Genomic DNA, 24,532 nt, shown 5'->3' on the forward strand with positions numbered 1-24,532 from the left:
GGGGACGATCAGACGCGCAACGGCATCAGGACGTAGAGCGCGCGCTCATCGGCCTCGTCCGTGATAAGGGTCGGACTGGCCGTGTCGGCGAACGCGAAAGTCATGGTGTCGCCGTCGATCTGCGAGGTGATGTCCAGGAGATAGCGGGCATTGAAGCCGATCTCGATGGGCTCGCCCGGATAGTCGACGCCGAGGTCCTCGGTTGCCGTGCCCGTCTCGGGGCTGTTGACGTTGAGGCGCAGCGTGTCGCCTTCGAGGGCGAGCTTCACCGATCGCGTCTTGTCCGCCGACACGGTGGAGACGCGGTCGACCGACTTTGCGAACTCCGCCGGGCTGACCCGCATCAGCTTGTCGTTCCCTTGCGGGATGACCCGCGCATAATCCGGGAACGTCCCATCGATGAGCTTGGTCGTCAGCGCGATGTCGTCGAAGGCGAAGCGGACCCGCCCCGAGGACACCTGCATCTCCACCGTCTCGCCCGCGTCGTCGAGGAGACGGCGCAGCTCAAGCACGGCCTTGCGCGGGATGATGATCCCTTCAAGACCCTCCGCACCCTGCGGAAGATCGGCATCGATCCGCGCGAGACGGTGACCGTCGGTGGCCACGGCGCGCAGGGTCTTCTCGCCCCCCTCCTCGCTCGCATGCATGTAGATGCCGTTGAGGTAGTAGCGCGTCTCCTCCTGGCTCATTGCGAAACGGGCCTTGTCGATGAGACGGGAAAGGTCCTCGGCAGGAACCTCGAAGCTCTTACCACCCTCGGCCTGCGGCAGGACGGGGAAGTCGTCCTCCGGCAGGACGGCGAGCGAGAACTCGGAATGCCCTGCAGTCAGCTGGAGCCGGCCCATCGACGTCTTCTCGAGCTGGACCTGCGTGCCGTCGGGAAGCTTCTTGACGATGTCGAAGAGGGTCACGGCAGCCGCGGTGGCCGCGCCGGGTTGCTCCACATCCGCGGGGACGTGCTCCACGATCTCGATATCGAGATCGGTCGCCGTCAGCGACAGCGTACCGCCATCCGCGCGCAGCAGCACGTTGGACAGGATGGGAATCGTGTTCCGGCGCTCAACGACCGACTGGACGTGAGACAGGGCCTTGAGAAGCGTACCGCGTTCGATGGTGACCTTCACGAACCATCACTCCTTGCTGGTGTCGGCGCCCCCGCCGACTCAAATGGGGGGACATGACATCAGCATAGGACAATCGTTAACGCTAGGCCGTGGCCGCGAAAACCTATCCTCAGTCGTTCTCAAATTCGTCGAAGATGGCCGTGATGCGGCTGCCGAAGGTCGGATCGCTGGACGCCAGGATCTCGGCCGTGCGGATCGAATGCATCACGGTCGTATGGTCGCGGCCGATCATCGAGCCGATGGCCGTCAGCGGCGTATCCGTCAGCTTGCGGACAGCAAAGCAGAAGGCGTGACGGGCCCGCACGATCGGCTGCTTGCGCGAACGGCTCATCAGATCGTCCTTCGACAGGCCAAAGGTCTCGGTCGTGAAATCGAGGATCGCTTCCGGTGTGACCTGCTGACGGCGCTGCTTGAGGTGATCGGAAAGCAGCTGGCGCATCTGCTCGTCCGTGAGCTGACCACCATGCTCCGCAGACGCTTCGGTCGCGACCTGTATCAGGCTGAGAGCCCCCTCGAGTTCACGCACCGAATCTTCGCAGCGACGCGCGATGAAGTCGAGGTGACGCTGCGGGATCGCGACGCCGGAAACACGCATCGCCTCCTCGGCGAACTGCTTGGCGATCTTGGTGCGGAGCGCGAGGTCTGGCTTGCCCACCGCGACGCAGAGCCCGCCGCCCAGGCGTCCTGCGAGGCGCGGCGAAATGCCCGTCTCGGCGAGCTCCTTCGGCGGCATTGCGCCGGCGACCAGAACACGCTTGCCGGCGCTGCGGAGCTTGTCGATCAGGCAGTCGAGCTCTTCCTGCGTGCGCTTGCGTCCGCGCAGGAGCTGGATGTCGTCGATGAGGAGCACATCCGTATTCTGGAGGAATGCACGGAGTTCCTTGAAGCTCTTCGAGATGAATGCCTCGGAGACATCCGTCATCAGCGCATCGTAGGTCAGGTAGAGGACGTTGTCGCCCGGATGGCGGCGCAGCCATTCCTGCCCGACTGCATTGAGGAGGTGCGTCTTGCCGCGGCCCGCAGCGCCGTAAATCATGGTGACGGAAGGCGTCGGGCTGTCGAGCAGCTTCATGATGGCGCGGAAAGCGAGGCTGTTCGTCTCGTTCGTGCAGAAGCGGTCAAGGGTCATCGCCTGGGCGAAGGTGGGCGCGCCCTCACTGTCAAAACCGGGTTTCTCGGGTTGCGCGGACTTGGGCGTGATCTTCGGCGCGGCGGTCAGCGAGGACGCAAGGCTCGCCTGTTGCTGGTCCATGCTCTCTTGGATGATGCCTGCATCAGCGCGGACGGAACCCATCTCGTGCGCGCCGCGAACGCTCAGCTTACTGACAGGGTGGATCTGCTCCGACCAGACCTGGCGCATCCGGCCGAGATAGCGCTGTGAGATCAGCGACGCAGAAAAACGCGTCGGCGCGCAAAGGGTGACATGGTCGTCACCCACCTCAGCCAGGCTGAGACGGTCGAAGTAGCTGTCAAAGACAGCCTGTCCGAACTGCTCCTTCAGACAGGATTTGAAACGTGTGAATTGGTGCGTGCTCTGAGCGTTCTGCATCATCTGCCTTCGCAAAACTAGAGTGTTCGACCGCACTAGGGGCCGCGAAATTAAAACGAAATTTTGGAAACGATCGACTGGCGCCGAGGCCTACTCTTCTTCCATCGGGAGGCCGCTTTGTCCAGCCGAAACGATGTCACGTTCGACCTTGACAACCAAAACACCGCACCCGGAGCATCCCCCCGCCCAGCGTAGCGGGGGCTCGTTTCTTGATCATTTTTGTCCTCCCGGATGAAAGGCACCTGCCCGTGCCTGCCTCGACCACCAAGCTACCTCGCGAGACGGAGATGACAAGCACATGAAGCATTTGTCTCAGGGTGGCGAATTTCGTTTTGAACGGGCTGAACCGCAGATGGAATCAAGCGAAATTGAAAAGTTCGTTTCAGGGTAACGCAGCTAAAACTTTTTCCACATAACAATTTCGCTCAGTGCAAAGATAAAACTGCAACAAAAAAGGTCGCCCACTGATCATGGACGACCTCGATAATTCGTGCACTCTTCCGTGACCGGAAGAAGCTCGTGTCTTATGCGCTCAGAGCAGCCACGCGCTTGGAAAGCCGCGAGACTTTCCGGGAAGCGGTGTTCTTGTGGATCACACCCTTGGAAACCGCCCGCATGATCTCGGATTCGGCAGTCCGGAGCGCGGCTTGGGCTTTCGCCTTGTCGCCAGCTTCCACAGCCTGCTCGAATTTCTTGATGTAGGTACGGACACGGCTGCGACGCGACTTGTTGACCGCCGTGCGGCGCTCAATCTTCCGGACCATTTTCTGTGCCGACGTCGTGTTGGCCATATTGGGTCAGAAACCTTCTTTGAGTTCGAAACGAGCGCGACTGATACCGAGCGGGGGAAGTCGGGTCAACGATCGAAATCGGTTTTTTTCGCTCATTTTTGACAGCCGCCGCAGAAGAAGGTCGAACGGCCCGACTGGACGATACGCTGGACCTCGCGCCCGCATTGGCCGCAGGCGTCGCCTTCCCGGTCATAGACATGAAATTGCTGCTGGAAAGCCCCCTGCTTGCCGTCAGCTGCGGCATAGTCGCGAAGGGTCGAGCCCCCCGCTTCGATCGCCTTCGTGAGGACGTCCCTGATCGCCGCGACAAGTCGTCCGGCACGCGTCGCGCCAACCGTGCAAGCCTTCCGCCTCGGCGACAGGCCGGCCAGGTAGAGCGCCTCGCAAACATAGATGTTGCCAAGCCCCGCCACGACGGACTGGTCGAGAAGAGCGGCCTTGAGCGGCATCTTCCTGCCCGAAAGCTTCTCGAGCAACGCCTGCGCATGGAAACCATTGCCTAGGGGCTCGGGTCCGAGAGCGCGGAAGCGCGGCGTGTCTTCGATCTCCACTGTCTGTACGATCTCGAAAAAGCCGAAACGGCGGGGGTCGGAGTAAGTGACGAATGCCCGCCCGCCACCGGCTTTTCTGAGATCGAGACGGAGATGCTCGTGCCCCTTTGGCGGGTCGGGAGCGTAGAAGGCACCGGGCTCGAGGGTCTTCGCACCCTCCTCCACCGAGAAGCGCCCGGTCATGCCAAGATGGCCAAGCACGGTCTCGCCCGTGGAAAGCGGGAACATCAGGAATTTTGCACGCCGGCCGACACCCTCGATGCGCGCGCCGGTCAGCCGCTCGGCGAAGCGCTCAGGAAACGGGAAGCGCAGGTCCGGGCGGCGCTGGTCAACGGCACGGATCGTGGCGCCGGTCAGCACCGGCTCCAGCCCACGGCGGACGGTTTCGACTTCGGGAAGTTCAGGCACAGCCGCCTTAGAGCGGGTCCGGAGCCGCTTGGCGAGCGCCCTCTGGTCGCGGGAAGAAACGACGGCGGGACGCCCGCCTGCGAAGCGGGCTTCAGGTCACCGGGGCAGCGCCCCCATCAAAGCCCGCTTTTCTGCACCATCGAGGAGGTCGAGGGACTGGATGAATGCCTCCGCCTCCTCGCGGCTCGCCCCCTCGTCGCGGATGAGCGGCATGGAGAGATCGGACCGCGCTGCACGCACTTCGTCGAGCTCCGACAGGATAGCTCCGGCAGCAAGGCCCTTGAGGATCTCGGCACCGCGTTCGGTTACTTCCAGCGCAGCGGCCGATCCACCGCGCTTTTCGAATGCGATGATCGAGCGTCCGGGAAGACGGGCGCTCGTGATGTCGTAGGCCCGGCTCTCAGCAGCCATGTCGCCGGCGCGGCCCTGGTCCTGGCGTCGCCTCAGAAAACCCTTGATCATCGTCTCTCTCCCTTCTGGCGAGAAGGTATCTCCGGGCTTCATGCCGGAGGGAGAACGGTACAACGAAGATTCGCGCCTTGGGAAGAAGAAAAGAAAGATCTCTCGCGCCTTCGTGTAGAACAGGCCTGGAACCTAGCATTCATGCGGGGCTGGAGCTCAGTGTTCTGTTCTCACATATCACTGCAGTGAGGGTTTTCCACAATCTTTATTCGCCTGTTCATCAAACAATACATACCTGACCGCGTCTGACCACCAGCATATCTTCGCAGGCGCAGCATGGCGTCGATTATTGTTCCACCAAGGCCACGACATAAGAAAAAAGGGCGGCCCGAGGGCCGCCCTTCTCACATACCGGGCTGATGCAGCCTTGGCTTACATCATGCCGCCCATGCCGCCCATGTCGGGCATGGCCGGACCGGCGCCTTCTTTCTTCGGCGCTTCGGCAATCATGGCTTCCGTGGTGATCAGGAGGCCAGCGACCGAGGCCGCGTCCTGCAGGGCGGTACGGACGACTTTCGCCGGGTCCACGATGCCCATCTCGAGCAGGTTGCCGTACTCTTCGGTCTGGGCGTTGAAGCCGAACTTCACGTCGTCTTGCTCGAGGAGCTTGCCGACGACGATCGAGCCCTCGTTGCCTGCGTTCTCGGCGATCTGGCGAAGCGGCGCCTGGAGGGCACGGCGGACAATCGCGATACCGGCATCCTGGTCGGCGTTTTCGCCTTTCAGGTCGTCGAGCGAACGCGAGGCATAGAGCAGGGCCGTACCGCCGCCCGGGACGATGCCTTCCTCAACCGCAGCGCGGGTGGCGTTCAGCGCGTCGTCGACGCGGTCCTTGCGCTCTTTCACCTCGACCTCGGTGGCACCGCCGACCTTGATCACCGCGACACCGCCAGCGAGTTTCGCGAGGCGCTCCTGCAGCTTCTCACGGTCGTAGTCCGAGGTGGTCGTCTCGATCTGCTGACGGATCTGGGCCGTGCGGGCTTCGATGTCCTGCTTGTCGCCAGCACCGTCGACGATGGTCGTGTCGTCCTTGGTGATGACCACGCGCTTCGCCGTGCCGAGCATGTCGAGGCCGACATTCTCGAGCTTGATGCCGAGGTCTTCGGAGACAACCTGGCCACCGGTGAGGATCGCGATGTCTTCGAGCATCGCCTTGCGGCGGTCGCCGAAGCCCGGAGCCTTCACGGCAGCGACTTTCAGGCCGCCACGGAGCTTGTTGACCACGAGGGTGGCGAGGGCTTCGCCTTCCACGTCCTCAGCAATGATGAGCAGCGGACGCGAGGATTGGACAACCTGTTCGAGGAGCGGGAGCATCGACTGCAGGTTCGAGAGTTTCTTCTCGTGCAGCAGGATGAACGGGTCCTCGAGCTCGACGGTCATCTTCTCGGCATTGGTGACGAAGTAGGGCGACAGGTAGCCGCGGTCGAACTGCATGCCTTCGACGACTTCGAGTTCGGTTTCAGCCGTTTTCGACTCTTCGACCGTGATGACGCCTTCGTTGCCGACCTTTTCCATCGCGTGGGCGATCATTTCACCGATCGCAGCCTCACCATTGGCCGAGATGGTGCCGACCTGGGTGATGCCTTGCGAACCTTCGACAGGGACCGAGTTCGACTTGATGGTGTCGAGGACGCGGGCGACGGCGGTGTCGATACCGCGCTTGAGGTCCATCGGGTTCATGCCGGCCGCAACCGACTTGGCGCCTTCCCGGACGATGGCCTGGGCCAGCACGGTCGCGGTGGTGGTGCCGTCACCGGCAATGTCGTTGGTCTTGGAAGCGACTTCCTTGACCATCTGGGCGCCCATGTTCTCGAACTTGTCTTCGAGTTCGATTTCCTTGGCGACCGAGACACCGTCCTTGGTGACGCGCGGAGCGCCAAAGGACTTTTCGATGACCACGTTGCGGCCTTTCGGGCCGAGGGTCACTTTCACGGCGTTGGCGAGGATGTCGACGCCCTTGAGCATCTTCTCGCGGGCATCGGCTTCGAAGCGGACTTCTTTAGCTGCCATGTGCTTTCTCCTGAATTCTATGTCTTTGTACTGACGAAGCGAGACGGGGCGTTACGAAAGGATGCCCAGGATGTCGCTTTCCTTCATGATGAGGAGATCCTCACCGTCGATCTTCACTTCGGTGCCCGACCATTTGCCGAACAGCACTCGATCGCCTTCGCGCACGTCGAGCGGCGTGATGTCGCCATTTTCAGAGCGGATGCCGGAACCCACGGCAACGATTTCGCCCTGCTGCGGCTTTTCCTTGGCGGTGTCAGGAATGATGATGCCGCCGGCGGTCTTGTCGTCTTCTTCGATGCGGCGGACGAGGACACGGTCGTGGAGCGGTCTGAAAGCCATGCTGCTCTCCAGATTTTCTCTAGCGTTGAACTTCGTGCAGCCGGTTTTAGCACTCTCCAGTGCTGGCTGCTAACGGCCTATCTAAGTGATGCTTGGGACGCGTCAATAACTCTGACCGCAAAAAATCTGGTCCGGGCCGCAAGATTTGCGAGCAACCAGGCTCTGTGACACGCTCACAAGATGGTGAACATTACCCGGACACTCCTTGCTCTCGCGTTCAGCGGCCTCCTTGTGGCCTGCGCATCCCCGGACGGCTCCGGACCATCGACAGGAGACAAGCGCGAACTGGCTTCCGCACCGTCGGGTGCCGCCGTCGGTTTCGCGCCAGAGGATTCGCTGTCGCTTTGCCCGCGTATGCAGGTGAGCAACGCGCCGGCAACAGATGGCCAAGGCAAGGTCCGCGGCTACAGGCCCTTCGCGACATTCAACGGCGTCAAGCTGCTGGTGAACCCAGCGCCCCGAGGTTGCCTGAGTTCCTCGTTCGGCAGCCGGAACGGAAGGTTGCACAAGGGCGTGGACTACCAAAGCGACCCGGCTGGCCCAGTCGTCGCCGCGGGACCGGGGACGGTCCTCGAGTCAGGCTACCGTGATGATTACGGCAACTATGTGCTGATCGACCATGGCGCAGGCGTTTACACCCGCTACGCCCATCTCGCTTCGCGCACGGGAGCGGCCGGACAGGGCAAAGCGGTGAAGCTCGGCACCCAGCTCGGCATCATGGGTAACACCGCGAGCTACAGGATCCCGGTGCATCTCCATTATGAAGTGTTGCTCGGTGACTACGGTACGCCGAGCAAGAGCTTTGGCCTCGAACCGGTGGACCCCTTCTCCAAGATGTAGGCGCGCCGTAAGCGGGGCCGATGAACGATGAAGATGCGATGACGCGGGCGCTGGAACTGGCGCGCGCAGCGGCGGAGCGCGACGAAGTGCCGGTCGGCGCCCTCGTGCTCGGACCCGACGGCGCCGTTCTTGCCGAGGGACACAACGCTCCGATCAGGGAGCACGATCCGACCGCCCATGCCGAAATCGCGGCGCTCAGGGCCGCGGCAGCGAAGCTTGGCAATTACCGCCTCCCAGGCTGCACGCTGGTGGTGACCCTCGAGCCCTGCGCGATGTGCGCCGGCGCGATCAGCCATGCGAGGATCGCAAGGCTGGTCTATGGCGCGTCCGATCCGAAAGGCGGCGCGGTGGAGAATGGCCCGCGGCTCTTCGAGCAAAAGACCCTGCATCACAGGCCGCGAGTAACGCCGGGCGTTCGCGCCGAAGATGCGGCTGGGCTGTTGCGGGACTTCTTCCGGGCACGGCGCGGCTGAGCAGCAACCCCTTTGACCGCGGCCCGATGGGAAGGCACAGTCTCTCCCAACAACGAGAACCGCGCGCCAGGGAGGCCGCCCATGCATTTTGAACATTCCGACAGGACCAAGGACTTCATCCGCCGGGTCGAGGACTTCATGTCCGCCCATGTCTGGGACGGCTACGAGACCTACAAAAAACAGCACGCTGAGTTTCGTGCCGCGGGCGACCCTTGGAAAATTCCGCCGGTCATCGAGGAGCTGAAAGACAAGGCCAGGGACGCTGGCCTGTGGAACATGTTCCTGCCAGACCCCGAACTTGGCGCCGGGCTCACCAACCTCGAATACGCTCCGATCGCGGAGATCACCGGCAAGTGCCACATCGCGCCGGAGGTCTTCAACTGCGCAGCGCCCGATACCGGCAATATGGAAGTGCTCTATAAATACGGCACGGAGGAGCAGAAAGAGCGGTGGCTCATGCCCCTCCTCGACGGCAAGATCCGCTCTGCATTCTTGATGACCGAGCCGGCCGTCGCTTCTTCGGACGCCACCAACATCGAATGCCGGATCGAGCGCGATGGCGACGAGTACGTCATCAATGGGCGCAAATGGTGGTCTTCGGGTGCAGGCGACCCTCGGTGTGCGGTCTATATTGTCATGGGCAAGACCGACCCCGACGCGAACACCTACAACCAGCAGTCCATGATCCTCGTTCCCGCCGATGCAGAAGGCGTCACGGTCGAGCGTCACCTGCCGGTCTTTGGCTATGACGACGCGCCCCACGGACACATGGAAGTGAAGCTCGACAATGTGCGGGTCCCTGCGTCGAACATGCTGCTCGGCGAAGGTCGCGGCTTCGAGATCGCGCAAGGCCGGCTTGGACCGGGCCGTATCCACCACTGCATGCGGACGATCGGTGCCGCCGAGCGCGCGCTCGAGGCCATGGTCAAGCGCCTGATGACCCGCAAAGCCTTCGGCAAGGAGATCATCAAGCACTCGGTCTGGGAACAGCGGATCGGCGAAGCGCGGACCAATATCGAGATGGTGCGCCTGCTATGCCTCAAGGCGGCCTACATGATGGACACGGTCGGCAACAAGGCGGCGAAGGGCGAGATCGCGATGATCAAGGTCGCGGCGCCGAACATGGCGCTCAAGATCATCGACGACGCCATCCAGGCCCATGGCGGCGCCGGGGTCTCGGACGATTTCCACCTTGCGGAGATCTACGCCCACATGCGGACCCTGCGCCTGGCCGATGGCCCGGACGAAGTCCACAACCGTGCCATCGCCAGGTACGAAGCCAAGCGGTACATAAACCAATAGGCTTGGGGGGCTCCCACGCGGGAGCCCATTTGGCGCGCCGCCATCAGAACGAGCGCGGTCAGGACGCGGCCACCTCGCCGTTCTTGGCCCGCCCCCCGCGTTCGCTCTGTTTTCCGAGACTGTTGAGACCCACAGCGGTGCCAAGGTGGAACACGACCGCCGCGGGGCGTGTTCTGCCAACGAACGCGACCTTGAAGGAGCCGCGATGCGCAAGGCTCTCTACGTCACTCTCGGAACGGTTCTGGCTATGATCGGCGGGATCATCTTCGTCTCGCCCATGCCGCTCGGCTTCCTGTTCCTGATCCCCGGCCTTGCGCTTCTCGTTCTCGGGAGCGAGCGCGTCGCCAACTGGGTGCGGCGGAGGCGCGCCAGGAATGCCGAACTCAACGAGAAGATGACCGAAGCCTGCGAGCACATGCCCGATGCGGTTAGCGCGCCGCTTGAGGAGACGGTTCCCGACAAGGCCTGACCGCGGCGGATGTTCCCCCTATCCTCGCGCGCGGAAGCCGTTATATCCCGCGGCATGACTGATAGATCCTTCGACCCCGCCATCCTCCAAAACGCGAAAGCCTGGCCCTTCCAAGAAGCTAAGGCCCTGAAAAAGCGTCTGGACAAGATGGGCAAGAAGGACGGCCTCGTGACCTTCGAGACCGGATATGGCCCGTCGGGCCCGCCCCATATCGGCACCTTCGGAGAAGTGGCCCGCACCTCGATGGTGCGTTTTGCCTTCGGCCTGCTCTGCCCGGAATACGAGACGCGCATTCTCTGTGTTTCGGACGACATGGACGGTATGCGGAAGGTCCCGCCGGTTCCCAATGCCGAAATTCTCGAAGAGCACCTGCAAAAGCCCCTCTCCCGTGTCCCCGACCCATCGGGCGAGTATGAGAGCTTTGCGGCCAGCAACAACGCCAAGCTGCGGGCTTTCCTCGATCGCTTCGGTTTCGACTACGAATTCGTCTCCGCGACCGAAGCCTATGAGACGGGCAAGCTCGACAAGGCGCTGCTCCGTATGCTGGAGGTCTATGACGAAGTCATGGACATCATCCTGCCGACCCTTGGGGAGGAACGCCGCAAGACCTATTCTCCGATCCTGCCGATCAGCCCCGCGACCGGCCGTGTGCTGTATGTTCCGCTGCTGGAACGCGACGCCGCCTCCGGCACCATCGTCTACGAGGACGAGGACGGCACCCGGCGCGAGCAGAAAGTCACGGGCGGCGCCTGCAAGCTCCAGTGGAAAGCCGACTGGGCCGGTCGCTGGTACGCTCTCGAGGTCGACTACGAAATGGCGGGCGAGGACCTGACGGAGTCGACGAGGCTGTCCTCCAGGATCGTCCGTGCACTGGGCTCCGAGCCGCCAGCCGGTTTCAACTACCAGCTCTTCCTCGACGAGCACGGAAAGAAGATCTCGAAGACGAAAGGCAATGGCCTGACCATCGACGAATGGCTGCGCTATGCCGCGCCCGAGACGCTGCAGCTCTTCAACTTCACCGCGCCGAAGAAGGCCAAGAAGCTCTATTTCGACGTCATCCCGAAGCAGGCTGACGAATACTGGACCCATGTCGGCAAGTATGCGGAGCAGGAAGACGCGAAGAAGGTCGAGAACCCGGCCTTCTTCATCCACCAGGGCGAAGTGCCGGACACGACGCCTCCGGTGAGCTTCGGCCTGCTTCTCAATATCGTTGATGCCTCGGGGACCTCGGACCCGGACGTGTTGCGCGGCTTTGTCCAGAAATACCGTCCGGATGCGTCCGAAGCCGAAATGCGGGCCCTCGAGCCGATGCTCGGCTACGCGGTGAACTACTTCCAGGACTTTGTCCTGCCGAAGAAGCAGTTCCGTGCACCAACGGACCAGGAACGCGCGGCTCTCGAAATGCTGTCGGCTAGCCTCAAGGAGGTCGGTGACGGCAAGGAGGAGGACGTCTACCAGACCCTCGTCTTCGACGCTGGCAAGGCGCAGAACTACGAGAACATCCGCGAATGGTTCAAGGGCCTCTACGAGGTCGTGTTCGGCCAGTCCGAAGGCCCGCGCATGGGTCCGTTCGTTGCGATCTACGGTGCTGAAAACACCGCAGAACTGATCGACAAAGCGCTGGCCCGGAACAGCTGATGCAGCTCGAGGAAAGCATCGAAGCGGTGGAGGAGAGCCTCTCTCCGCCGCCGAGAGGACACAGGAGCTGATCGAGACGATCTGGGGCATGACACCCCTTTTGGTCGTCGCAGTGATCTCGGTCCTGATCTTCTGGATGATCGGCGCCTTCCTTGGCTCCCGTGATTTTTTGACCAAGCGTCTCTCGCGCGGCAGCGAGCTCATCGAGCAGCTGTTGCGGCGGCTGATCCCTGTCGTCTTTCTCCTCCTCGGCATCGTCTTCGCGCTGAACATTCTCGACGCCGTGGCGATCCTGTCGGCCATCCTGGGGGCAGCGGGCGTCGTCGGCATCGCCGTGGGCTTCACCATCCGCGACACCATCGAGAATTTCATCGCCTCGGTGATGCTGTCGATCCGCCAGCCCTTCAGGCCTAAGGACCTTGTCGAGATCGACGGGAAACTCGGGGTCGTCGTCCGCCTCACGAGCCGCGCGACGATCCTGATGACCCCTGACGGCAACCACCTGCGCATCCCCAACAGCCAGGTGTTCAAGGCCGTCATTCTCAACTATTCGCGGAACCCCGAACGACGGATCACTTTCGTCCTCGGAATTGATGCTGAAGACGATCCGAAGGCTGCGATGGAAGCAGGGCTCGCCAAGCTTCGCGCCCTCAAGTTCCCGCTTCTGGACCCGCCCGCCCAGGCCTGGGTCGAGGAAGTCGGCGACAGCAATATCGTCATCACCTACGCGTTCTGGATCAACCAAACGAACACCGACTTCCTGAAAGCCCGGTCCTCCGCGATCCGGGTGGTCAAGATGGAACTCGAGGAACAAGGCTTCACCCTGCCCGAGCCGATCTACCGCCTCCGCATTGACCAGATCCCTGACGCCCTCACGGCGGTGGTCCACAAGAGCGAGCAACCCTTCGAACCTTCGCCGCCAAAAAAGCCCTCACCGAAAGCCAGCGTTGAGGAAGAAGACGTCTCACCTGACCGGACGCTGGAAGAGAAAGTCGACGAAGACCGTCAGAAATCGGGCGAAGACCTTCTGGACGAGGACAAACCGACCGAGTTCGGCGACGGCGTGCAGTCCACCGCCCGCTAAACGCGCTCTCGCGCCGCGAGGCCCACCCCTGCGGCGCGAGAACGGGCTCGGCCTTCGTCAGGCAGAGCGAAACGCCGCGCATGATCCCACGCGCGGCGCCAGTCTTTTCATCCGTTAGCGGATCGCCATGGCGAGGCTGCGGTATTCCTGCTGGACCTCTTCCATCTCGCGGCGGCCTTCGGAGACCAGCTTCTCACCCTTGGCGAGCTTCTTCTTGCCATCGGCGATGTTGTCCTTGCCGCGGTGTTCTTTCAAGCGGGCATCCTTCAGGTCGTCCTCGGCCTGGCGAAGTACCTTGGTGCCAGCGACGGGATCAGAGATGGCGCAGTGACATGCTCCGGGCAAACGAATAGAATTGCGGTTTGCAATCGAGAATGTCGAACGATCATGGACGTCAACCAAGCCCGCACCTTCCTCGCCATTGTCGAAGCCGGGAACTTCGTCGCCGCTTCGAAGAGGCTGTTCGTCACGCAGTCGACGGTGTCCGCGTGGATCAAGGCGCTGGAGGAACTGCTCGGCAAGCCGCTCTTCACCCGCTCGAAGGCGGGCACGGCGCTCACGCCGCAGGGGCAGCAGTTCTACCGCTTCGCCCGGTCCATGGTCCGGGTCTGGGAGGAGGCTAAGCACCAGGTCGCGGTGCCCGAAGCCTTCGACGACACCCTCGTAGTTGGAGGGCAGTATTCGCTGTGGAACCGGCTCCTCACCCGCTGGGTCCCGGGCTTTCAGGAGCGCTGCCCGCGTGTGGCCCTGCGTTTGAGCTCCGGGATGCCCCAGCGGCTGATGCGCGAGATGTCCGAGGGCACCCTCGACATGGCCGTGATCTATCGTCCGGAGCACCGCCCCGGCCTCGCCATCCAAGAGCTGATCGAGGACCAGCTCGTCCTGGTGACGGCCGATGCAAAACGACCGCTCGAAGAAAACTATATCTTCTGCGATTGGGGCACGGGCTTCACGGAATGGCACGCGGCCCAGTTCCCCGATCTTCACAACCCTGGCTTGTCCATCGATCTCGGGGCCCTTGGCGTGAACCTCGTCATCAATCAGGGCGGAGCCGGCTATTTCCCCCGCCGCATCATCGAGCCGCACATGGACGAGGGCCTGCTCCACCGGATCGAAGGCGCGCCTGTGTTCCCTTACCCTGCCTATGTCGTCTGGCAGGAGGAGTTCGCCGATCCCGCCCTGATCGAGACCGCTTTGGAAACTCTCAAAGCTACGGCAGACCTCGCGATGAGAGGCGATCTGCCGCCTCCCTACTGGGCGTGAGGTGAGCAGCACTCTCCCCCCTTCGGTGCCAGCCGATGGAACCTGAACATCCGTTCACGTATCACCGTCACTGTGCGGCAACGTCGCAGAAAATTTGCGCAATTGTTCAGAATAAGGACCTTGCGGGATCACGCGGCGCAGGCACATCCTATATGTTGTATCGGTGGTCCTGAGCGCAATCATGCGTTCATAGCGCCGCAATTGGCAGACTGTGATGGCAAAGCTTTAACGCCTCACGGTTAACCTCAAGATTGCGGCCCGGTTAGACACGGCCGGACCACCTGTGTGCGTAGCGCGTGAGCGGGGAATACGGCGCCCCCGCGGGCGAACCGCCGGCCGTCAGGGGCTGGCAGAATCGGTGGCAGAAAATGAGCATGACGATGACGGAAGGACTGGATGTCTTCGACGCCTTCTCTGAAGGCTATGAGCGGACCAAGCACGAGGAGATGTCGCTGCGCGACTACCTGCTGGCGTGCCGCGACGACGTCATGATGTATGCCTCCCCGGCGGAGCGGATGGTCAAGGCCATCGGCGAACCGGAAATGATCGATACGTCGAAGGATCCGCGCCTCAGCCGGATTTTCTTCAACCGCACCATCAAGCGCTATAAGGCCTTCGACGGCTTCTACGGCATGGAAGACACGATCGAGCGGATCGTCGGCTACTTCCGTCACGCCGCGCAGGGCCTCGAAGAAAAGCGCCAGGTCCTCTACCTCCTCGGCCCGGTCGGCGGCGGCAAGTCATCGCTCGCCGAGCGCCTCAAGGACCTGATGGAAGAGTACCCGATCTACGTCCTCAAGGCCGGCGACGAACTCTCGCCCGTCTTCGAAAGCCCGCTGGGCCTGTTCCAGACCGAGGACCTGAAAAACCTCCTCGAAGAAAAATACGGCATCGAGCGCCGCCGCCTGACCGGCATCATGTCTCCATGGGCCGTGAAGCGCCTCGACGAGTATGGAGGCGACATCTCGAAATTCTCGGTGGTCAAGCTCTACCCGTCCAAGCTGCGCCAGATCGCAATCACGAAGACCGAGCCGGGTGACGAGAACAACCAAGACATCTCTGCCCTGGTCGGCAAGGTCGACATCAGGAAGCTCGAGCACTTCAGCCAAGATGACACCGACGCCTATTCCTACTCGGGTGGCCTGTGTCACGCGAACCAGGGGCTTCTCGAATTCGTCGAGATGTTCAAGGCGCCGATCAAGGTCCTGCACCCGCTGCTGACCGCGACGCAGGAAGGCAACTATGTCGGCACCGAGTCGCTCGGACCGATCCCCTTCCAAGGCATCATCCTCGCGCACTCGAACGAGAGCGAATGGCAAGCCTTCCGTAACAACCGCAACAACGAGGCCTTCCTCGACCGGATCTCGGTCGTCAAAGTTCCGTATGCGCTGCGTCCCACCGAAGAGACCCAGATCTACGAGAAGCTGCTGAAATCCTCGGAGCTTTCCGACGCGCCATGTGCGCCTGAGACACTGCCGATGCTGGCCCGTTTCTCGGTTCTCACGCGCCTCAAGGAGCACGAGAACTCGAACCTCTACTCCAAGATGCGGGTCTATGACGGCGAGAAGCTGAAGGACACAGACCCCAAGGCGAAGAGCCACCAGGAGTACCGCGATGCCGCCGGCGTCGATGAGGGCATGGACGGGATCTCTACCCGCTTCGCCTTCAAGGTGCTGTCGGAGACCTTCAACTTCGACACCGAAGAGGTTTCGGCCGACCCGGTGCACCTGATGTATGTTCTCGAGAACTCCATCCGCCGGGAGCAGTTCCCTGACGAGGTCGAGAAGAAATATCTCGAGTTCATCAAGGCTGAACTCGCCCCCCGCTACGCCGACTTCATCGGCAAAGAGATCCAGAAGGCGTATCTCGAAAGCTACGGCGAGTACGGACAGAACCTCTTCGACCGCTACATCGCCTATGCCGATGCGTGGATCGAGGACCAGGACTTCAAGGATCCCGACACCGGCCAGCTCCTCGACCGCAACACGCTGGACCAGGAGCTCTCGAAGATCGAGAAGCCCGCGGGCATCGCGAACCCGAAGGACTTCCGGAACGAGGTGGTCAAGTTCGCCCTCCGCGCCCGCGCGGCCCATGGCGGCAAGAACCCGAGCTGGACCAGCTACGAGAAGCTCCGCTCCGTCATCGAGAAGCGGATGTTCACCCAGGTGGAAGACCTCCTCCCGGTCATCTCCTTCGACTCGAAGAAGGACAGCGAGACCGCCAAGAAGCACGACGATTTCGTCAGCCGCATGACCGAGCGTGGCTACACCCCCCGCCAGGTCCGCCGTCTGGTCGAGTGGTACATGCGCGTGAACAAGGCAGGCTGAGCCGCTTTTCCTATCTCGGAACAGAAGCCGGGCCACGCGCCCGGCTTTTTTGTGCGCCGCATCGAGTCGTGGAAGAAATCGTCAACCCACAGAGGACTATCCTCTGCAAACGCAGGTTTTGAGAGCCGCCCGCCATGGATCACCAACAGCCCCTCAATCCGCGGCGGCTGCTCAGGCGCGCCGTTTCGGCCTTTGACGGCCGCACGCGAGGCCGTGTCCTCGCGTTGCAGGGCGGAGGCGCGCTTGGCGCTTTTACCTATGGCGCACTCGACAAGCTGCTCGAGGCTGAGGATCGTCCTTTGACTGCTCTCTCCGGCGCTTCTGCCGGGGCAATGAATGCCGCTATCCTCGCGACGGGGCTTGTCCGAGGGGGCCGCCAGGGTGCCCGCGACGCCCTTGCCGCTTTCTGGGACGACGTTGCCCGCGGCGGAGCGTTTGCCAAAGCGATGCTATTGCCGCGAAAGATCTTCGGGTTCCGCACCGGGAGGGAGGCTCGCGGCGCAGCTTCGCGCCGCGTGAAGGAGATCGCGCTGGAGCATGCCTTGCCGGGACAAGCGATCGAGGATCTACCCACGCCCGGCCTCGTCCGCGAAAGGGCGGAAGCCGGACGGGACGCGCTTTCGCTTTATCGTCGATCCGAGGGCCGAGCCCACCGGAAGGATTCGCAGGGCTTCCGGCTGGCCGCCATGTCCGCGGACCGTTCACCTCAGCGACCACCGAATTTGACGTCATCCCGCTCTGGGGAAACACTAAGCCGATGAGTGGGCATCAGTCTCACATTCTGCGAACCGCCAGTCCGGATGCTGTGGGCATCCTTGCGAGCGTCATGGCGTTCCTCGCCGATCGCGGGCTCAGCGTGGTGGAGAGCCATGACTTCGCTGACAGCGTGTCCGGGCGCTTTTTCGTCTGGGCGCGCTTCGAGACGAGTGATGTTTTTGATGCTGAGGACTTCGGCCGCGCCTTCGGTGAAGTCGCGCTTCGGCGCGACCTCGCCTGGAATCTGCGTCCGGCGGGCTACAGGCCCAAGGTCCTTGTCCTCGCCTCGAAGATGGACCACTGCCTCAACGACCTTCTTTTCCGGCACCGGAGCGACAGGCTCGGCGCCGATATCGTCGGCATCGCATCGAACCATGAGGATGCGCGCTGGCACGCCGACCGGCATGAGATCCGCTTCGACCACATCCCCGTCTCGAAGGAGACAAAGCCGCAGGCCGAAGACCAGCTCCGTAAACTGATTGATGAGACCTCGGCAGAGTTCGTTGTCCTCGCCCGCTACATGCAGGTGTTGTCGAATGATCTGTGTAGGGAGCTTGAAGGCCGCTGTATCAACATCCACCACTCTGCCCTTCCGAGCTTCAAGGGCGCACGCCCCTACCACCAGGCCCATGCCCGCGGCGTGAAGCTGATCGGTGCGACCGCGCATTACGTGACCGCCGATCTCGACGAGGGTCCGATCATCGCGCAGGAAGCTGTCAGCGTCGATCACCGAGCCACGCCCGACAGGCTCGTGGAAATGGGCCGGGACATCGAGGCTCGGGTCCTCGCCCGCGCTGTCAAGGCCCATGCAGAGGGCCGGGTGTTCCTGAGCGGGGCGCGGACAGTCGTTTTCGACTGATGCGCAGACCCTGAACGAGGGTTATTCCCAGCCCCCTACCGTTGCCGCGCAAAAATCTGCTAGTTCCGCCGTGATCACAAACCGAAAGGGTATCCGGTGAGAAAAAGTCTGTTTCTGGGCGCAGCGCTCGTGGCGCTCGCGGCCTGCGGGGGAGCGAACGAAGAAATGAACGCGGAGACTTCTGCGGAAGCTGAAATGACCGAGGCGCCGAGCACGGCGGACTTCGCCCTGACCGCACCCTTCGAAGGCCCCTATGGCGGCGTGCCCGCCTTCGACAAGGTCGAGCTGGCCGACTTCGAGCCCGCCTTGAAAGCCGCGATCGCTGAAGGCCTCGCCGAGATCGACGCCATCGCCAATTCCGACGAGCCGCCGACCTTCGAGAACACCATTGTCGCGATGGAGCGCCAGGGGCAGGCCCTCGACCGTTTCTACACCTATTACGGCATCTGGTCCTCGAACCTGTCGAGCCCCGAATTCCAGGAGATCGAGACGAAGCTCGTTCCTCTGACCTCGGACTATTCCGCCAAGGTCATCGGCAACACGGCCCTGTTCGAGCGTATCGCCGCGATCTACAATGACGAAGACGCGATGGCGGCCCTCGACCCGGTGCAGCAGCGCCTTGTCTGGGACTACTACACTGACTTCGCCCGCTCGGGCGCAGCTCTCGATGAAGAGACCAAGGAGAAGATCGCCGACATCAACGAGCGGCTCAACGAGCTCTACACGAAGTTCTCTCAGAACCTCCTGCACGACGAAGGCAGCTACGTGACCTTCCTCGACGAGGACCAGCTCGGTGGCTTGCCTGAGGACCTCGTCGAAGCCATGGCCGCGGCTGCGGAAGCCAAGGGCCAGCCCGGCAAATACGCCGTGACCAACACCCGCTCGTCGATGGACCCGTTCCTCACCTATTCCACCGAGCGCGACCTCCGCGAGACGGTGTGGCGGAACTACTACAGCCGCGGCGACAACAACGATGCGTACGACAACAAGGCGATCATCTCGGAGATCATGAAACTCCGCGGTGAACGGACGAAGCTGCAGGGATACGGCACATTTGCCGATCGGGCGCTGGAGAAGCAGGTCGCCCGGACGCCGGAAGCGGCAATGGAACTGATGATGAGTGTCTGGCCCGCAGCCAAGGCCCGCGTCGCCGAGGAAGTCGCCGACATGCAGGCCGTTGCCGATCGCGAAGGCGCGGACATCACCATCGAGCCGTGGGACTACCGTTTCTATGCGGAGAAAGTCCGCAAGGAGAAGTATGACCTCGACGCCGGTGAAGTGAAGCAATACCTCCAGCTCGACAATCTCCGTGAGGGGATGTTCTGGATGGCTAACGAGCTTTACGGCCTCGAATTCCGTGGACCGATCGACAACGTCCCCGTTTTCCATCCTGACGTGAAGGTCTGGGAAGTCTACAAGGACGGCAAGCTGAAGGGGCTTTGGTATTTCGACCCTTATGCCCGCGACGGGAAGCGTTCGGGCGCGTGGATGAACGCCTACCGGACCCAGAACAAACTTGATGGCGAGACCCTTCCGATCGTCTCGAACAACTCGAACTTCGTGAAGGCTCCCGAGGGTGAAGCGACGCTGATCTCGTGGGACGATGCGGAAACCCTTTTCCACGAGTTCGGCCACGCGCTGCACGGCCTGCTGTCAGATGTGGTCTACCCATCACTTGCCGGCACGGCTGTCCCGCGCGACTATGTCGAGTTCCCAAGCCAGGTTCACGAGAACTGGCTGGCAACGCCCGAGATCCTTCAGACCTACGCAGTCCATGTCGACACGGGCGAGCCGATCCCGGAAGAGCTTGTCCAGAAGATCGAGAATGCTGCGACGTTCAACCAGGGCTTTGCGACCACGGAGTATCTGGCCTCGGCGCTGGTCGACATGAAACTGCACACGTTGGAAGACCCGTCGAACATCGACGCCGCCGAGTTCGAGCGCACCACCCTCGAAGAGCTTGGCATGCCGTCGGAGCTGCCCATGCGGCACCGCATGCCCCATTTCGCTCACATCTTCTCGGGCGAAGGCTATGCAGCGGGCTACTATGCCTATCTCTGGGCCGACACCTTCGCGGCTGATGCCTGGGAAGCCTTTGCCGAGGCCGACGGCGGTGCCTACGACCCCGACGTGGCGCAGGCCTTTGTCGATCACGTGCTATCCGTTGGCAATACCATTCCGCCTACGGAGGGATACAGGGCTTTCCGCGGCAAGGATGTCACGGTCAGTGCCCTGATGCGCCAGCGCGGATTCCCGGACCCGAACCCCGTGCCTGAAGCTGCGGGAAGCCAGGGTGCACGTGATTGAGCGCCGGCCTGTCGGCAAAAAGAAAGGCGGGCCTCGGCCCGCCTTTTTTCGTATCGTATGCTGAGCGAGATCACTCAGGCTTGTAGTTGGCGACGCCTTCCTGGATCAGGCGCTCGGCTTCGTCCTTTCCCTTCCACTCGATGACCTTGACCCACTTGTTCGGCTCGAGATCCTTGTAGTGGTCAAAGAAATGCCAGATGCGCTCGAGCAACGTGGGCTGGACGTCTTCATAGGTTCTGATGTTGTCGTAGAAGCGCGTCAGCTTCGGGTGCGGTGCGGCGAGAATCTTTTCGTCGAGGCCAGCCTCGTCTTCCATGATCAGGACACCGATCGGACGCGCGCGGAGGACGCAGCCCGGAACCAGCGGACGGTTGCCCAGCACCATGACATCGACAGGGTCGCCATCGCCCGACAGCGTGTGCGGCATGAACCCGTAGTTACAGGGGTAGCGCATCGAGGTGTAGAGGAAACGGTCAACGAAGATCGCGCCGGACGGCTTGTCGAACTCGTACTTGATCGGTTCGTTGCCGAGGGGGACTTCGATAATGACGTTGATGTCTTCGGGCGGATTCTCCCCGGCGGGGATCTCGGAAATGCGCATCGGTCGGCCTCTCTTGCCGTGGAATTGGTCTGACGGCGCACCTCTAAGGGCTTTTTGTGCGCCGCAAAAGCCCTTTGCTCGTGATGGTGAAACGCGAAACGGCTTCATGTCCCATGCGAGCGAAAACCGAGCGTTTGGGGAGGTGCCCGATCAGTATTGGCCTCGGCGCTCCAGTGGCCTAACTGCGCGGTATTCTCGGAAAGGATCAGTTGGAATGTTTGAAGACCTGCGTGGCCGCAAGGCCGTCATCACTGGCTCCACCTCGGGCATCGGCCTGGCGTTTGCCGAGGGGCTGGCCGAAATGGGGGTCGACATCACGCTCAACGGCTTCGGCGACAAGGACGAGATCGAGGAGAACCGCGCGCGCATCGCCGGTGAGCATGGCGTCGATGTCCGCTATGACGGTGCCGACATGACCAAGCCGCAGGAGATCCGGGACCTCATCACCGGTGCGGAAGCGGCCCACGGCCGAATCGACATCCTGATCAACAATGCCGGAATCCAGAAGGTCGCGCCGATCGATGAGTATGATGACGACACCTGGGACCGCATCATCGCGATCAATCTGACCTCGAACTATCACACGATCAAAGCCGCGCTTCCGGGGATGAAGAAACGCAAATTCGGCCGTATCGTGAACGTTGCGTCTGCCCATGGCCTTATCGCTTCGCCGTTCAAGTCGGCCTACAACTCGGCCAAGCATGGCGTCGTCGGACTGACGAAAACCGTCGCCCTCGAGGCAGCCGAATACGGCGTGACGTGCAACGCGATCTGCCCCGGCTTCGTCCTGACGCCGTTGCTCGAAGCCCAGATGAAGGACAACGCAAAAGCCCGAAACATGAGTGAGGAAGAGGTCAAGGCGAAGCTCCTGAACGACGCCCACGCGACCAAGGAATTCATAACCTATGAGAACCTCATCGGGCTTCTCGTTTACCTCTGCTCCAACGCAGGATCCGGCGCGACCGGTTACCCCTACGCCGTCGATGGCGGATGGACCGCTCACTGACAATCGAGGGGCTGGATGGCGAAGGCTGCGAAGAAAACTTTGAACCTTGCCCTCCAGGGCGGCGGCGCCCACGGCGCCTTCGCTTGGGGCGTATGCGACAGGCTTCTTGCTTCCGAGCGCATTCATATCAACGCCATCACAGCCACCTCGGCGGGGGCGATGAACGCGACGACCCTCGCCTATGGCATGCATCTGGGCGATGAACAGGGCGCCCGCGACAAGCTCGACGAGTTCTGGGAAGGCGTCTCGAAGCTCCAGAACCCGTTCGAGCTTCCCATGACGGCGCCCCTGCCTTTCGTGCAGGAGATCAAGGATTTTTGGAAAGACCAGGCGCTCAACCACATTACAGGCGCGTTCTCGCCCTACCAGCTCAACCCGATGAACTGGAACCCGCTCAGGGACCTCCTCGCCAGGGTGGTCGATTTCGATCGGCTACATGAATGCAACAAGATCAAGCTTTTTATCAGTGCAACGAACGTCCGGTCAGGGAAGGTCCGGATCTTCCAAAATGACGAGCTGAGCATCGATGCCGTCATGGCATCGGCATGCCTGCCCCACCTGTTCCAGGCGGTGATGATCGATGGCGAGGCTTACTGGGACGGCGGGTATATGGGCAACCCGTCGCTTTGGCCCCTCTTCTATGAAACCGATGTGAGGGACCTGCTGCTCGTTCACATCAATCCGATCGTGCGGGACGAGGTCCCCACCACCATTCCCGAGATCGAGAACCGGCTCAATGAGATCACCTTCAACGCCAGCCTCATCAAGGAATTGCGGGCGATCGCCTTCGTGAAGAAGCTGCTCGACCAAGGCTGGTTGAAAGAAGAGTATCAGGACAAGCTGTCGAACATCCGATATCATGCCATTCGCGCGGATGAGGTCCTCAAAGACTTCCCCCTACCAACGAAAATGAAGGCCGATATCGGCTTCCTCCGCGAACTGAAGGCCATCGGCCGGGAGTCCGCGGAGGCATGGATCGAGCAAAACTACGAGAAGCTCGGCAAGACGGATAGTTGCGACCTTCGCCAGGAGTTTCTCGGCACCTGAGATCAGAACGGATCGATCTTCGACAGCTCGCTCCATCTCTCCTCGATCACCGCCTGGGAGGCGGGTGGGACGGAGTCCATTTTCTCGCCAAAGGCCTTCACCCGCAGCGTCAAAATTCGCTGCTTCCGCCGCATGCGGGCATATTCGGCGTCGGTATAGGACATCGCCCGGTCAACCAACGCGTCGAGACCGAACTGATCGCCTTTCGTCACCGCGCTGACCATAAGAATACGGTCCCCGACCCTGGCGAATTGTCGGGCATCACGGAACCCGGCCGCCCGGACTTCGCTCTCCAAGGCTTCATACGCCTCGGGGTCGCTTCTCTGGAGACGCCAGACGAGACGCTTGAGCGCCACGACATCTCCGCTGTCGTTCAACCAACGGCCCAGATCCATCGGGCCGTCCACCGGATCGAATCTGACATGGTCGATCTTCGCGGCCGCGCAACCATATCGCAGCCGCATCGTCGCTTCCGTGAAACGATCTACTTCATCAGGCTCGACCGACTGGACGGCACCAACCGTCATCGGCCAGGCGGCCGCAGCCACCACCACCCACTTCCACATAGGCACCCCCGCGCCATTCAAGGAAGCCAGACACACAGGGGCATCTCGGCTTCGGCGGTTGCCCTACCCCTCCTGCGCGACTGCGAAGAACGCACGCCGGTCACCGCACCGAAACCACTACCACAGGTTGCCTTGCGAGTCGAGTCATCTACCCAGGATTGGGGATCCAGAGGCGAGCGCGTGCGAGGTCAGTCGATCTCGATCGTCTGGAGCTTGGACCAGTTGCTGTCGATCAGGGCAGCTTCGCGCGCCGGAAGGGTTCGCCTGACTTCGTCGAAAGCCTGCACCCTGCCGAGAAGGATCCGCTGCTTGCGCGGCAATCCCTCGAGCGTTTCCTGCGAGACCGCCATCGCGGCCGAGACGAGCGGCTCGAGCCCGATCTCCTCGGTCTTCGCCGCCGCACCCACCGTGAGCACGCGGTCTCCGGTCTTGGCGAATTCCCGCGCATCGCGGAAGCCCGCCTTCTTCGCCTCGTGATCGATGACCGAAAGCGCCTCCTCGTCTTGGCGCTGGAGGCGCCAGATCAGCCGCTGCAAGACAACGACCTCGCCGTATTTGTCGAGCGTCTTGCCAAAGTCGATCGGATCAACAATCTCGGCGAAATCGATGTGGTCGAGGCGTCGGGCGTTCGGCCCCTCCTGCATGTTCTCCGTCGCAGTGATGAATTGATCGATCGCTGTTTGATCGAGCGGACCCGCCGCGAAAGCCATGCCAGGCAGCATGACTGCGGCTGCCCAGATTCTTCCGAGCATCTTCATTT

At 62.0% G+C, this 24,532-nt stretch carries 24 protein-coding genes; 13 read left to right on the plus strand and 11 right to left on the minus strand.

All coding sequences use genetic code 11. From position 1 onward, the window contains the following. Positions 1 to 8: 8 nt before the first annotated feature. From dnaN to groES, 7 genes are all read right to left on the minus strand, one after another. The gene (gene dnaN / locus IE053_RS09215) at positions 9 to 1,124 is read right to left on the minus strand and encodes a DNA polymerase III subunit beta (RefSeq protein ID WP_189575208.1); all 1,116 of its coding nucleotides are present in this window, start codon (positions 1,122 to 1,124) and stop codon (positions 9 to 11) included. A 109-nt stretch (positions 1,125 to 1,233) separates the two neighbouring features. Beyond that, entirely contained in the window at positions 1,234 to 2,676 is a 1,443-nt protein-coding gene (locus IE053_RS09220) for a DnaA ATPase domain-containing protein (protein WP_189575209.1), read from the minus strand. A 521-nt stretch (positions 2,677 to 3,197) separates the two neighbouring features. Then, positions 3,198 to 3,464, minus strand: a complete 267-nt coding sequence (rpsT, locus tag IE053_RS09225; protein ID WP_189575211.1) for a 30S ribosomal protein S20 — start codon at positions 3,462 to 3,464, stop codon at positions 3,198 to 3,200. 92 nt (positions 3,465 to 3,556) lie between these two features. Continuing rightward, entirely contained in the window at positions 3,557 to 4,423 is an 867-nt protein-coding gene (gene mutM, locus IE053_RS09230) for a bifunctional DNA-formamidopyrimidine glycosylase/DNA-(apurinic or apyrimidinic site) lyase (protein WP_189575216.1), read from the minus strand. 96 nt (positions 4,424 to 4,519) lie between these two features. Further along, positions 4,520 to 4,885: a hypothetical protein gene (locus IE053_RS09235; RefSeq protein ID WP_189575218.1), complete on the minus strand. Its 366-nt coding sequence runs from the start codon at positions 4,883 to 4,885 to the stop codon at positions 4,520 to 4,522. A 372-nt stretch (positions 4,886 to 5,257) separates the two neighbouring features. Further along, a complete protein-coding gene (gene groL, locus IE053_RS09240) occupies positions 5,258 to 6,895 on the minus strand; it encodes a chaperonin GroEL (protein ID WP_189575220.1) in 1,638 nt (545 codons plus the stop codon). Positions 6,896 to 6,946: 51 nt separating this feature from the next. Next, positions 6,947 to 7,234: a co-chaperone GroES gene (gene groES, locus IE053_RS09245; RefSeq protein WP_189575222.1), complete on the minus strand. Its 288-nt coding sequence runs from the start codon at positions 7,232 to 7,234 to the stop codon at positions 6,947 to 6,949. Between the two features lie 360 nt (positions 7,235 to 7,594). Between groES and IE053_RS09250 the strand changes: the two genes are divergently transcribed. From IE053_RS09250 to IE053_RS09275, 6 genes are all read left to right on the plus strand, one after another. Beyond that, a complete protein-coding gene (locus tag IE053_RS09250) occupies positions 7,595 to 8,074 on the plus strand; it encodes a M23 family metallopeptidase (RefSeq protein WP_189575224.1) in 480 nt (159 codons plus the stop codon). 20 nt (positions 8,075 to 8,094) lie between these two features. Beyond that, entirely contained in the window at positions 8,095 to 8,547 is a 453-nt protein-coding gene (gene tadA, locus IE053_RS09255; RefSeq protein WP_189575226.1) for a tRNA adenosine(34) deaminase TadA, read from the plus strand. Between the two features lie 81 nt (positions 8,548 to 8,628). After that, the gene (locus IE053_RS09260; protein WP_189575228.1) at positions 8,629 to 9,849 is read left to right on the plus strand and encodes an acyl-CoA dehydrogenase family protein; all 1,221 of its coding nucleotides are present in this window, start codon (positions 8,629 to 8,631) and stop codon (positions 9,847 to 9,849) included. 205 nt (positions 9,850 to 10,054) lie between these two features. Beyond that, positions 10,055 to 10,318 (plus strand): hypothetical protein, encoded by a 264-nt coding sequence (locus tag IE053_RS09265; RefSeq protein ID WP_189575230.1) that lies wholly within the window; start codon positions 10,055 to 10,057, stop codon positions 10,316 to 10,318. A gap of 54 nt (positions 10,319 to 10,372) precedes the next feature. After that, complete coding sequence (locus IE053_RS09270; RefSeq protein ID WP_189575232.1) at positions 10,373 to 11,956, plus strand: lysine--tRNA ligase; 1,584 nt, start codon at positions 10,373 to 10,375, stop codon at positions 11,954 to 11,956. An 88-nt stretch (positions 11,957 to 12,044) separates the two neighbouring features. Further along, positions 12,045 to 13,040, plus strand: coding sequence for a mechanosensitive ion channel family protein (locus IE053_RS09275; RefSeq protein WP_189575234.1), 996 nt, complete (start codon positions 12,045 to 12,047; stop codon positions 13,038 to 13,040). A 114-nt stretch (positions 13,041 to 13,154) separates the two neighbouring features. Here the strand turns inward: IE053_RS09275 and IE053_RS09280 are convergent, their stop codons facing one another. Then, positions 13,155 to 13,442, minus strand: coding sequence for a hypothetical protein (locus IE053_RS09280; RefSeq protein WP_189577038.1), 288 nt, complete (start codon positions 13,440 to 13,442; stop codon positions 13,155 to 13,157). Between IE053_RS09280 and IE053_RS09285 the strand changes: the two genes are divergently transcribed. From IE053_RS09285 to IE053_RS09305, 5 genes are all read left to right on the plus strand, one after another. Beyond that, on the plus strand, positions 13,428 to 14,303 hold the full coding sequence (locus IE053_RS09285) for a LysR family transcriptional regulator (protein ID WP_229786162.1): 876 nt from the start codon (positions 13,428 to 13,430) through the stop codon (positions 14,301 to 14,303). The genes IE053_RS09280 and IE053_RS09285 overlap by 15 nt on opposite strands. Before the next feature lie 380 nt (positions 14,304 to 14,683). Then, positions 14,684 to 16,630, plus strand: coding sequence for a PrkA family serine protein kinase (locus tag IE053_RS09290; protein ID WP_308430434.1), 1,947 nt, complete (start codon positions 14,684 to 14,686; stop codon positions 16,628 to 16,630). 134 nt (positions 16,631 to 16,764) lie between these two features. Further along, positions 16,765 to 17,391 (plus strand): patatin-like phospholipase family protein, encoded by a 627-nt coding sequence (locus IE053_RS09295; RefSeq protein WP_189575236.1) that lies wholly within the window; start codon positions 16,765 to 16,767, stop codon positions 17,389 to 17,391. Further along, a complete protein-coding gene (gene purU, locus IE053_RS09300) occupies positions 17,388 to 18,245 on the plus strand; it encodes a formyltetrahydrofolate deformylase (RefSeq protein WP_189575238.1) in 858 nt (285 codons plus the stop codon). The genes IE053_RS09295 and purU overlap by 4 nt, the downstream gene beginning before the upstream one ends. Positions 18,246 to 18,341: 96 nt before the next feature. After that, positions 18,342 to 20,552 carry a M3 family metallopeptidase gene (locus tag IE053_RS09305; RefSeq protein ID WP_229786164.1) on the plus strand — a complete coding sequence of 737 codons (2,211 nt, stop codon included), beginning with the start codon at positions 18,342 to 18,344 and terminating at the stop codon, positions 20,550 to 20,552. A gap of 70 nt (positions 20,553 to 20,622) precedes the next feature. On the opposite strand, the gene ppa is transcribed toward IE053_RS09305, so the two are convergent. Beyond that, positions 20,623 to 21,153 carry an inorganic diphosphatase gene (gene ppa, locus IE053_RS09310; protein ID WP_189575240.1) on the minus strand — a complete coding sequence of 177 codons (531 nt, stop codon included), beginning with the start codon at positions 21,151 to 21,153 and terminating at the stop codon, positions 20,623 to 20,625. Positions 21,154 to 21,367: 214 nt separating this feature from the next. Between ppa and IE053_RS09315 the strand changes: the two genes are divergently transcribed. Both IE053_RS09315 and IE053_RS09320 read left to right on the plus strand, forming a co-directional pair. Beyond that, complete coding sequence (locus tag IE053_RS09315) at positions 21,368 to 22,159, plus strand: 3-hydroxybutyrate dehydrogenase (protein WP_189575242.1); 792 nt, start codon at positions 21,368 to 21,370, stop codon at positions 22,157 to 22,159. 15 nt (positions 22,160 to 22,174) lie between these two features. Continuing rightward, positions 22,175 to 23,206: a patatin-like phospholipase family protein gene (locus tag IE053_RS09320; protein WP_189575244.1), complete on the plus strand. Its 1,032-nt coding sequence runs from the start codon at positions 22,175 to 22,177 to the stop codon at positions 23,204 to 23,206. A gap of 2 nt (positions 23,207 to 23,208) precedes the next feature. Here the strand turns inward: IE053_RS09320 and IE053_RS09325 are convergent, their stop codons facing one another. Further along, positions 23,209 to 23,772, minus strand: coding sequence for a hypothetical protein (locus IE053_RS09325; protein ID WP_189575245.1), 564 nt, complete (start codon positions 23,770 to 23,772; stop codon positions 23,209 to 23,211). Positions 23,773 to 23,960: 188 nt separating this feature from the next. Then, entirely contained in the window at positions 23,961 to 24,524 is a 564-nt protein-coding gene (locus IE053_RS09330; protein ID WP_189575247.1) for a hypothetical protein, read from the minus strand. Between the last annotated feature and the right edge of the window lie 8 nt (positions 24,525 to 24,532).

This window comes from Parvularcula lutaonensis, assembly GCF_014651915.1.
GTDB classification, from domain to species: Bacteria; Pseudomonadota; Alphaproteobacteria; order Caulobacterales; family Parvularculaceae; genus Parvularcula; species Parvularcula lutaonensis.

Excerpts from the sequence above, each read along its gene's own strand:
- IE053_RS09220 (WP_189575209.1), bottom strand. The coding sequence starts at position 2,676 with ATGATGCAGAACGCTCAGAGCACGCACCAATTCACACGTTTCAAATCC.
- rpsT (WP_189575211.1), bottom strand. The coding sequence starts at position 3,464 with ATGGCCAACACGACGTCGGCACAGAAAATGGTCCGGAAGATTGAGCGC.
- IE053_RS09235 (WP_189575218.1), bottom strand. The coding sequence starts at position 4,885 with ATGATCAAGGGTTTTCTGAGGCGACGCCAGGACCAGGGCCGCGCCGGC.
- groL (WP_189575220.1), bottom strand. The coding sequence starts at position 6,895 with ATGGCAGCTAAAGAAGTCCGCTTCGAAGCCGATGCCCGCGAGAAGATG.
- groES (WP_189575222.1), bottom strand. The coding sequence starts at position 7,234 with ATGGCTTTCAGACCGCTCCACGACCGTGTCCTCGTCCGCCGCATCGAA.
- tadA (WP_189575226.1), top strand. The coding sequence starts at position 8,095 with ATGAACGATGAAGATGCGATGACGCGGGCGCTGGAACTGGCGCGCGCA.
- IE053_RS09260 (WP_189575228.1), top strand. The coding sequence starts at position 8,629 with ATGCATTTTGAACATTCCGACAGGACCAAGGACTTCATCCGCCGGGTC.
- IE053_RS09265 (WP_189575230.1), top strand. The coding sequence starts at position 10,055 with ATGCGCAAGGCTCTCTACGTCACTCTCGGAACGGTTCTGGCTATGATC.
- IE053_RS09270 (WP_189575232.1), top strand. The coding sequence starts at position 10,373 with ATGACTGATAGATCCTTCGACCCCGCCATCCTCCAAAACGCGAAAGCC.
- IE053_RS09275 (WP_189575234.1), top strand. The coding sequence starts at position 12,045 with ATGACACCCCTTTTGGTCGTCGCAGTGATCTCGGTCCTGATCTTCTGG.
- IE053_RS09285 (WP_229786162.1), top strand. The coding sequence starts at position 13,428 with ATGGACGTCAACCAAGCCCGCACCTTCCTCGCCATTGTCGAAGCCGGG.
- IE053_RS09290 (WP_308430434.1), top strand. The coding sequence starts at position 14,684 with ATGACGGAAGGACTGGATGTCTTCGACGCCTTCTCTGAAGGCTATGAG.
- IE053_RS09295 (WP_189575236.1), top strand. The coding sequence starts at position 16,765 with ATGGATCACCAACAGCCCCTCAATCCGCGGCGGCTGCTCAGGCGCGCC.
- purU (WP_189575238.1), top strand. The coding sequence starts at position 17,388 with ATGAGTGGGCATCAGTCTCACATTCTGCGAACCGCCAGTCCGGATGCT.
- ppa (WP_189575240.1), bottom strand. The coding sequence starts at position 21,153 with ATGCGCATTTCCGAGATCCCCGCCGGGGAGAATCCGCCCGAAGACATC.
- IE053_RS09315 (WP_189575242.1), top strand. The coding sequence starts at position 21,368 with ATGTTTGAAGACCTGCGTGGCCGCAAGGCCGTCATCACTGGCTCCACC.
- IE053_RS09320 (WP_189575244.1), top strand. The coding sequence starts at position 22,175 with ATGGCGAAGGCTGCGAAGAAAACTTTGAACCTTGCCCTCCAGGGCGGC.
- IE053_RS09325 (WP_189575245.1), bottom strand. The coding sequence starts at position 23,772 with ATGTGGAAGTGGGTGGTGGTGGCTGCGGCCGCCTGGCCGATGACGGTT.
- IE053_RS09330 (WP_189575247.1), bottom strand. The coding sequence starts at position 24,524 with ATGCTCGGAAGAATCTGGGCAGCCGCAGTCATGCTGCCTGGCATGGCT.